The sequence below is a fragment of the Acinetobacter sp. YH16031 genome (genome assembly GCF_013417335.1).
Classification (GTDB): domain Bacteria; phylum Pseudomonadota; class Gammaproteobacteria; order Pseudomonadales; family Moraxellaceae; genus Acinetobacter.
Map to the genome: position 1 here is coordinate 1 of NZ_VPED01000061.1, position 5510 is coordinate 5510.

6 protein-coding genes and 3 pseudogenes are annotated in these 5510 nt (G+C 62.1%); 2 read left to right on the forward strand and 7 right to left on the reverse strand.

Translation table 11 applies throughout. The features are described 5' to 3' along the window. The 7 genes and pseudogenes from FTV31_RS15295 to FTV31_RS17425 form a co-directional block, all read right to left on the reverse strand. Positions 1 to 111, reverse strand: a pseudogene (locus tag FTV31_RS15295) (transposase); the annotation flags it as partial. Positions 112 to 159: 48 nt separating this feature from the next. Beyond that, entirely contained in the window at positions 160 to 1011 is an 852-nt protein-coding gene (gene repC / locus FTV31_RS15300; RefSeq protein ID WP_010895881.1) for a replication protein C, IncQ-type, read from the reverse strand. Then, a complete protein-coding gene (locus tag FTV31_RS15305) occupies positions 998 to 1837 on the reverse strand; it encodes a helicase RepA family protein (RefSeq protein ID WP_172688719.1) in 840 nt (279 codons plus the stop codon). Before FTV31_RS15305 ends, repC begins: the two co-directional genes overlap by 14 nt. A 65-nt stretch (positions 1838 to 1902) precedes the next feature. Further along, positions 1903 to 2139 carry a hypothetical protein gene (locus FTV31_RS15310; RefSeq protein WP_010895879.1) on the reverse strand — a complete coding sequence of 79 codons (237 nt, stop codon included), beginning with the start codon at positions 2137 to 2139 and terminating at the stop codon, positions 1903 to 1905. Between the two features lie 67 nt (positions 2140 to 2206). Further along, complete coding sequence (locus FTV31_RS17415; protein WP_306669421.1) at positions 2207 to 3229, reverse strand: DNA-primase RepB domain-containing protein; 1023 nt, start codon at positions 3227 to 3229, stop codon at positions 2207 to 2209. After that, positions 3160 to 3570, reverse strand: coding sequence for an IncQ-type mobilization protein MobB (locus tag FTV31_RS17420; RefSeq protein WP_010895877.1), 411 nt, complete (start codon positions 3568 to 3570; stop codon positions 3160 to 3162). Before FTV31_RS17420 ends, FTV31_RS17415 begins: the two co-directional genes overlap by 70 nt. A 106-nt stretch (positions 3571 to 3676) precedes the next feature. Continuing rightward, a pseudogene (locus FTV31_RS17425) lies at positions 3677 to 4318 on the reverse strand (MobA/MobL family protein); the annotation flags it as partial. Between the two features lie 181 nt (positions 4319 to 4499). Between FTV31_RS17425 and FTV31_RS15320 the strand changes: the two are divergent. Beyond that, positions 4500 to 4799: a hypothetical protein gene (locus tag FTV31_RS15320; protein WP_010904468.1), complete on the forward strand. Its 300-nt coding sequence runs from the start codon at positions 4500 to 4502 to the stop codon at positions 4797 to 4799. Between the two features lie 459 nt (positions 4800 to 5258). Then, positions 5259 to 5510: pseudogene (locus tag FTV31_RS17630) on the forward strand (plasmid recombination protein); the annotation flags it as partial.

Consider the following 5510-nt stretch of genomic DNA (forward strand, 5'->3'; position numbering starts at 1 on the left):
GGTTAGGTTGACTCTGGGCTTCGGTACCAGGGCGGCCAGCCTTGCAATGAAATCCAATGGTTCGAAAATGACGTGCGTGGTGCCGTCCCGGTACGGCGTCTTGAGCTGGTAGCAATCTGACAGTGCGGAGGGGGAGGGGCGTGACTGTTAAACAGGGGGTCAGCCTGCCGCCTTGGGCCGGGTGATGTCGTACTTGCCCGCCGCGAACTCGGTTACCGTCCAGCCCAGCGCAACCAGCTCCGGCAACGCCTCGCGCACCCGCTGGCGGCGCTTGCGCATGGTCGAACCACTGGCCTCTGACGGCCAGACATAGCCGCACAGGGTATCTATGGCCGCCTTGCCGGTCTTGCCGGGGTCGATCCAGCCACACAGGCGCTGATGCAGCAGGCGGGCCGCTTCGCTGTCCAGCGCTCGCACCTCGTCCATGCTGATGCGCACATGCTGGCCACCACCCATGACGGCCTGAGCAATTAAGGGGTTCAGGGCCACGTACAGACGCCCGCCTGCCTCGTCGCTGGCGTACTCGGCAAGCAGCCGGAACCCCTGCCGCTTGCGGCCATTTTGGGCGATGATGGAGACTGTCCACAGGCGCTCAATGCACTCCCGGATTGCCTTGAACTGGCTGCCGCCATCCTCTGCATACCCGATTTCACGGGCCAGCGCCCGATAGCTGCCCTTAACCACCATGGCATCAGCGGTAACGGCCTCCCACTTGGGTTCCAAGAACAACCGGAGCTGCTGCCCGCCTTCGGTCTTGGGTTCTGGGCTAAGCACTAGGCCATTAGGCCCAGCCATTGCCACCAGCCCTTGCAGGATGCGCAGATCATCAGCACCCAGCGGCTCCGGCCCCTTGAACTCGATCCGCTTGCCGTCGCCGTAGTCATACGTCACGTCCAGCTTGCTGCGCTTGCGCTCGCCCCGCTTGAGGGCACGGAACAGGCCGGGAGCCAGACAGTGCGCCGGGTCGTGCCGGACGTGGCTGAGACTGTACTTGTTCTTAGGCTTCACCACGGCGCACCCCCTTGCTTTTGCGCTGCTTTTCCAGCACGGCGGGTTTGAGCACCCCGCCGTCATGCCGCCTGAACCAGCGGTCTTTGAACGGCACCCCATAGTTGGCCTTGCTGACACCAAAGCGGACGAAATAGGGCCGCTGTGAGTCGTCCACGCCCCATTCCTCGGCCTCGGCGGCCGTCATGCCGGACAGGTAGGACTGCCAGCGGATGTTATCCACCAGCACGGACGATCCCCGGCTGGCCTGCTGCTGGTCGCCTGCGCCCATCATGGCCGCGCCCTTGCTGGCATGGTGCAGGAACACGATAGAACACCCGGTATCGGCGGCGATGGCCTCCATGCGGCCAATCACCTGCGCCATGGGGCCACTGGCGTTCTCTTCCTCGATATGGAACCGACGCAGCGTATCCAACACCATCAGGCGGCGGCCCTCGGCGGCGCGCTTGAGGCCGTCGAACCACTCCGGGGCCATGATATTGGGCAGGCTGCCGATCAGCGGCTGGATTAGCAGACCGTCAGCCACGACTTGCCGTTGCTCGTCGGTCAGGTGCGCCCCCAATGCGTGCAGGCGGTGATGTATAGCGGTGGGCGGGTCTTCGGCGGGCAAGTAGATCACCGGGCCGGTGGGCAGCTCTCCCACGTCCAGCAGGTCGGGGCCGCCTGCGATCTGTGCGGCCAGCTGTAGAACCAGCATGGACTTGCCGGCCCCACCGGGGGACACCAGCGCCCCCACGGTACCGGCCACCATGTTGGGCAGTACGTAGTCAATCGGCGGCGGTAACTCTGTGAAGCTCGCCAGAATATCGATAGGCTTATGAGTAGCCATTGGTTTGCCTCCTTTGCAGGCGGTTGATGGTCAGGCGCTGGCGGGGCATCCCCGCCATGCGCCGCCTAGTCAGTGATAACACGCCACTCTCGCAGCCCAATTTCTCGCACGACCTTGGCCGCCGCATCCAGTGTCTTGAACTGCCGCACATCACCTCTGGCGGTGTGTAAGGTAGGTTGTGCGCTGCCAATGTTGCCGCTCAGCTCGATAGTCCACCCGTTATGCAGAACACTTGACGATCTCACCACGGCACCCTGAATCAATCCAAGCCCAAAATACTCTTTTGCCTTTCCTATATCCATTTTTTAATCCTACTATAAAGTCAAATTGTTTTGACAATATAGCAGTTTTGTTTTATCAAAACAAGCATTACATGCTTAAATCTGGCCCCTTGCTGCGCTGCTTCTGGGTCTGCTTCGCCAGCTCGGCGCGGGCCTCCTGCACCTGCGGAAGCTCCATCACCTTCTGCACCGTACGCTTGATGTAATCGGCCTCATGGCCCGCCTTGCGCTCCATGATAGCGGGGCTAGCCTCGGCCATGGCCTTGCTGATCTCGTCCGGCTCCCGGCCCTTGCTGGCCAGCTTCATGGCCGCGATGAAGTCGCACTTGCTGAGGTCATCACCGTACCGCTTGACCAGCCCGGCCATTTCGCTGCGGTAGTCGTCCACGACGCTGCGGCGATACCGACGCACACTCTGCGGGGCGGTGATCTCGGCCAGTCGTGCCGTCCGTTCCTGTCGGCGCTCGATGCTGTCCAACACCTGCCCGGCCTGCTGCATCAGCTCCGGCCCTGCGGTGGCACTCTTGCCGCTGGACTCCCGGCACAGCACCCACGGCTGATAGCCGGTGCGGCTGGTGTACTTGTCCTTGCGGTTGGTAAAGCCTGCCAGACGGCCATAGTGACGGCTGTCGGCGCTTGCCGGGTCGGCGTCATACTCCCGGGCCAGCTTCCGGGCGATTACGCCCCTATGATCTGCTGGGGCATCCTGAGCCACCTTCACCCATGCCTGATAATTCTTGAGGCTGGTCTCGATGATGGCGGCAGGCTCCCGGCCCTCCTGCTTCATGGCGTCCAGATCGTCGCTGCTGAGGTCGTCAACTAGCACCAGACCATGCCGGGCCTGCTCGGCGGGGCGAATGTAAATATCGTTGCCCTGGGCATTCATGCGCTTGAGCCAGGCGGCGTTCTGCTGCACTTCCTGCGGTGTCCATTCCCGGTTCATCATCTTGCCGCTGGCGGCATCCCGTATGCCGATGTCGTACCGGTCGCAGCCCATGGCCTTGAGCTGCCGGGCGATGGCTTGCGCGGTGCGGTCACCTTTCACTTGAGCTTGAAAATCAGCCATATGCTCCCCTGTTGCTCGATGATTTGCGGCTCCAGCCAAAGCCATGATGCGATCAGCAGCGCCAGAATAGGCATCACGGAAGCGATCAAGACCCCGGCCCACAACCTCCATGTCCAGCCACGGGCGGCGCTCCGGGCCGTCTGGCCGGCCTTGGCCAGTTCCCCTGCGGCTGCCCTCATGTCCTTTGCTGCCTGCCGCCATGCGCTCATGGCTTGCTGTTGCTGGCTCGTCCAGCTCGCGGCCTGCTCCTCGCTGGCCTGCTGTACCTCGGCGATCCGCTGCCGGGCTTCGTCCGCCAGTGTCGCCATGCTCTGGGCCAGCGGCTCTATCTCTGCCGCTAACTCGTTGATCCCTCTGGATTTCCTCACTCTGTCTATCGCGCTCATGCTCGATAACCTCCCGGTATTCTTGTAAGTCGATGATCTGGCCGTTGGCCGTGTCGATGGCTAGGGCGATATCGGCCCTCTCGGTGCGGATGCCCCGGCTCTCCATCTCCACCACGTTAGGGCCAAGATGGATGCCCGGCAAGCGCTCAATGCCCTGCGCCTCAAGGGTGCGATGGTCAATGCGGGCCTCGTGCCCGGCCTGTTCAAGGGCGCGGTTGGCGTAGTGGCTCCATGCCTCGCGGGTCTGCTCAAGCCATGCCTTGGGCTTCAGGCTCTCGGACTTCTGCGCCCCGCCCCGCTCTGGCTGTTTGCCGTTGTACCGCTTAAACCACTGGTCAGCCGGGCGCTCGATACCGTCGTTCTTCCGCTCGGAGATCATCAAGTGGCAATGGGGGTTCTCACCGTTACCGGCATGGATGGCCAGCGTATACGGCAGGCGCTCGCCCTCAGTCAGATGCCGGGCGAATTCGTCCACCAGCTCCCGCTGCTGATCTAGGGTCAGTTCGACCGGCAGGGCAAACTCAATCTCTTTGAATAAGCGACCGTTGGCCCGCTCGTACAGGTCGGCACCGTCCCAGTAGTCGGCGGGACGCTCGGCCCACTCGGGCAGGTGGCCGGACTGGGTGTGCAGCACCTCTTCACGGTCGCGGGAGTAACGGCCCTCCCGCTGGATGTAATCGGCTTTCGCCTTGGCCGATTGGCCGCCGTTCCGGCTGCCGGTCTTGGCCGTAAGGTGATAGATGGCCATAGGGGTTTAGCTCCATGCAATGGCCCTCGGAGAGCGCACAGCCCCGAAGGGGTGCCCCCAGGGCAGTTTCTTGAAGAGAAACCGGTAAGTGCGCCCTCCCGTAAAATGACGGTCGGGGTTTGCGGTGTCTGTGCTCCGATGATAGCATAATGACAAGCACATAACCAAGAGGATTATCAAAATGGCAAAAACAGCGGAACGGCTCGCCAAGCTGGAAGAACAACGGGCACGAATCAACGCCGAGATCCAACGGATCAGAGCACGGGAGCAGCAGCAAAAGCGCAAGGAAAACACCCGGCGCAAAGTGCTGGTAGGTGCATGGATACTCGGCAAAGTTGAAAACGGCGAGTGGCCAGAACAGCGCCTGCTCGATGGGTTGGACAGCTACCTAGAGCGCGACCATGATCGGGCACTGTTCGGACTTCCACCCAAGCAGAAACAGCAGCCACAGGAGCATGGTCAGCCGGAGCCGCAAGGATAGCCAAGCGCAAAGCGGTCAGAATGGCCCCTGAATGGCCCCTTCGGGGCTGCACACCGCCCCCACCCTTCGGGTAGGGAAAAGGCCGCTAAAGCGGCTAAAATCGCTCCAGCGTATTCCCGCGGGATTTGGTATGGGGTTTAGCGGGCTTTGCCCGCCTTTCCCCCTGCCGCGCAGCGGGTGGGGCCGGTGTGTAGCCTAGCGCAGCGGATAGAGAAGTTATCCGGCCTCTGGCCGGCATTTTAAGCAAGGGCAAACAGTGCCCCACTAGGGCGCTGTTAACCGCGCCTAGTGGATTATTCTTGGATAATCATGGATGGATTTTTCCAACACCCCACCAGCTCCCCCCCTTCCTGGGTTTGCAGGTTTAGGGGCGTGACAGTTACGCCGGGGGTTCGTGACAGTTACGCCGGGGGGGCGTGACAGTTACGCCGGGGGCGTGACAGTTGCGCCGGGGGACGGATGGCGTTTGCGATCATGAGGGCGAAGAAGCTCAACAGCATGGGCACGGTGGCGGCTGCGTTGCAGCACTGCTACCGCGACCGCGAGACGCCGAACGCCGATCAGGAGCGCACACCGGACAACGATCACCTGGCTGATACCAAGTGCCTTGGCCGCATGCCGAAAATTCAGATGCTCGGCGACGGCGATGAACTGAACAAGGGAAATGAGCGGTATCCTGCCAGACAGGATACCGACATTCACGAGGTTTCG